The sequence below is a fragment of the Occallatibacter sp. genome (genome assembly GCF_049802275.1).
Classification (GTDB): domain Bacteria; phylum Acidobacteriota; class Terriglobia; order Terriglobales; family Acidobacteriaceae; genus Telmatobacter.
Map to the genome: position 1 here is coordinate 1 of NZ_JBARMD010000426.1, position 3,226 is coordinate 3,226.

The window sequence follows — 3,226 nt, forward strand, 5'->3', positions numbered from 1 at the left end:
GGTTACTTCTTTTTTGCAGTCTTCTTGGTTGCTTTCTTGACTGCTTTCTTAGCCGCCTTCTTGGCAGGCGCTTTCTTCTTTGCTGCCTTCTTGGCGGGAGCCTTTTTTGCTGCTTTTTTAACTGCCAACTTTTTACCTCTTTTTGTGGTTTTGCCGGCGCGCTTTGGAGCCGCGGACTTTTTCGCGGCCTTTCCGCCCTTGGCGCCTGCGGTTTTTTTGGCGGACTTCTTTGCGGCCTTTTTGGCCGGAGCTTTTTGGGCTGCCTTCTTGGCTACCTTCTTCGCTGCCTTCTTAGCCGGGGCCTTTTTGGCTGCGGCTTTCTTGGCAGGGGCTTTCTTGGTGGCCTTCTTGCGGGCCGGGTTGGGTACTGGAACCACTTCCGTGATAATCACGCCCTCTTCGACAACAACATCGTCGTCGTCGGAGGAGGTGAGCACGTTTGAGGTTTCAATTTCTTCGTCCTCTTCCAGTTCATCGTGATCGGCGCTCAACTCTGCCGGCTCCAAGTCAGGATTACCGTCATTCATTGCGTACATCTTGATCACATCTTCCATCCGATTGCCTCCAGCGGATTACCGCTGCCCATTTAGGGGTTTGCATCTCAGCTTTGCGGCAAAAAATAATCTCCGCATGCGGAGTCATTCTAACAACAACGCTTATCGAAAAGCTATCAAAACACGCGAAGAGAAACGGACGACGATTATTTTTGTGCTTGCGTGGATGACTTCGGATGCGAAGAGTGCTTCGTGGAAGCGGCGCTGTTTGCGTCTTTCGACGATGTGGAGTTGCCGGTGTGGGTCGTGTGGCTTGTCTTCGACCGAGTGCTGTGAGAAGCGGAGGAAGCCTCGTGGGTTGTGCCGCTGGTCTTTCCCTTTCCGTGGTGACTGTGGCTGCTGCTGGTGCGGACCAGGGTGGGCTCGGCAACGTGGAGGCGATGGCCCGCCGGGATCTTGATGCCGGTAGCGGGAAGTTTGTTCCAGCGGCGGAGCTGGGTAAGGGAGACGCCGAACCGGTCTGCGACGGAGACCAGGGTGTCGCCGCGGCGGGTGGTGTAGTAGACGGTGTGCGCTGATGGAGAAGCTGCCGGAGCGACGGGCACGACGACCGCTTCAACGCCATCGAGCTTGCCTGTCTGCTCAAGCTGATTGGCTTCTGCGAGTGCGGAAACCGAAACGCTATAGGTGTGAGCGATTGAGGCGAGAGTGTCATCCGGCGTGACCTTGTGATAACGCCAGGAGTTGCGCTTGCTCTCAGGAATGGCGGCGATCTTCTCACGGAAAAGTGCGGCGGTGCCGGCGGGCAGGTGCAGATCGAACTCGGTGTCGGGTGGCGTGACGAGACGCAGGAGGCTGGGATTCAGCGCGATGAGCTCGTCAACCGGAGCCCCGACAATGTCAGAGACCAGGCGCAGGTCGGCCGAGTAGTTGATGGTCAACGTATCGGTGAGGACAGGCGGGTCGAGGGTGATGTCGTCGAAACCGTACTGGGTGGGGTGGTTGGCGATGATGATGGCGGCGAGGATTTCGGGAACATAGTTCTTGGTTTCGCCGGGGAGATTGTTGCGCTTATAGAGTTCCCAGAAATCTGCGTAGCCGGTCTTCTCAACCGCACGCTGGACGTTGCCGGTGCCCCAGTCGTATCCGGCCATGGAAAGGTACCAGTCGCCTAGCTGCTCGTAGATGTACTTCATGTAACGGGCATAGGCGCGAGTGGATTTTTCGGGATCGAATCGCTCATCGACGTAGTTGTTGCGAACCAGGCCGTAGTTGCCATGGGGCATGAACTGCCACATGCCGCCGGCGCGGGATTTTGCATTGACGGCGCGGGGCTGGAACCCTGACTCGGCAACGGCTAGATAGATGAGATCCTGGGGGACGCCTTCCTCGCTCATCACGCGTTGAATCATATTGCGATAGCGGCCGGCACGCTGGAAGGAGTGAAGCAGGGTATTGTGTCCCTTTGTGGTGTTGGCGAAGAAGTTGATGTAGGCGGCGACGTAGTCGTTCACGACAAGGGGAAGGTCGGACTTGGTTGTGGCGAGGTCGGCATTGGCCTTGGCCACAATGTTTGGATCGACGACAAAGGTGACGTCGGTGGCGGCTTCGGCGGGGGTGTCTTCGGTTTTAGGCGTGAAGCCGTTGCCTTGCTTCAGCGCTTCCATCTCGAGCCCGTTGATCTGATCGACGATGCGGTCGAACTCCTCCTGGAGGGCCGGGGTTGATTTGATGTCGATGCCGCTTGAGAGCATGAGGTCGACGGCATTGTCGAAATTCGATTTGGCTTCGGGTAGGTTGCCGTGTTTGTAAGCGGCTTCGCCGAGGGTGTAGGCCTTTTCGACCTGCTGGATGAGCGACTGCACGCGTTCTGGTGGCGCACTGGGTTGAGGAGGCGGAGTCGCCGCAGGAGCTTGTTGAGGAGCGGACGCCGAAACACCGGGAGCGAGCGCCTGGGAAGCCGGGGTTGCAGAGGCGGCTGGTTTCGGCGGGTCGCATCCCAGGAGCGAGACGGCCAGCGCAACACAGCCCAAGCTCCTCAAGTGATTCAAAATCATGCGTGGCAGCTGGTGCCTTGACGACACTTGACCTTGTCTCGTAAATCGCTTGTTGCCATTCAAGAGACTGGTTGGAGTTGACGGAATGAGCATCGATTTGACGATTAGACGGTTATACCCCAAAACGCGGAAGGCACTATGCCGATGATAAGCTATGACCTAGAGACATCGCTGACTTTAGTACCAGGCCTGCAGTGATTACCTACCCCTGATGGACGTAAAATACCTCCGCAATTTCGCAATTATTGCCCATATCGACCATGGGAAGTCGACGCTCAGCGACCGCCTGCTTGAATTGACGGGCTCGGTGACCGGTCGTGAGATGCAGGCGCAGATTCTCGACGCCATGGACCTGGAGCGCGAGCGGGGTATCACCATCAAGGCTCACGCGGTGCGCATGATGTACAAGGCGCGCGATGGGCAAACCTATCAACTCAACCTCATCGACACGCCTGGACATGTCGACTTCAGCTACGAGGTTTCGCGCTCGCTGGCGTCATGCGAAGGCGCGCTGCTGGTGGTGGATGCGACCCAGGGCGTGGAAGCGCAGACACTGGCGAATGCCTACCTGGCTATCAATCACGGGCTGGACATTATTCCGGTGATCAACAAGATCGATCTGCCCTCGGCCGACATTGTGCGGACGCAGGAGGCGATCGAGATGGCCGTGGGGCT

Annotated in this window: 3 protein-coding genes; 1 reads left to right on the plus strand and 2 read right to left on the minus strand. The window is 57.6% G+C overall.

Translation table 11 applies throughout. The features are described 5' to 3' along the window. Nucleotides 1-2 precede the first annotated feature (2 nt). Complete coding sequence (locus WA354_RS14895) at nucleotides 3-554, minus strand: hypothetical protein (RefSeq protein WP_472813807.1); 552 nt, start codon at nucleotides 552-554, stop codon at nucleotides 3-5. Between the two features lie 146 nt (nucleotides 555-700). Further along, a complete protein-coding gene (locus WA354_RS14900) occupies nucleotides 701-2,527 on the minus strand; it encodes a lytic transglycosylase domain-containing protein (protein WP_472813808.1) in 1,827 nt (608 codons plus the stop codon). Between the two features lie 235 nt (nucleotides 2,528-2,762). Between WA354_RS14900 and WA354_RS14905 the strand changes: the two genes are divergently transcribed. Further along, nucleotides 2,763-3,226: GTP-binding protein (locus WA354_RS14905; RefSeq protein ID WP_472813809.1), on the plus strand; the 464-nt coding region annotated here is incomplete at its 3' end.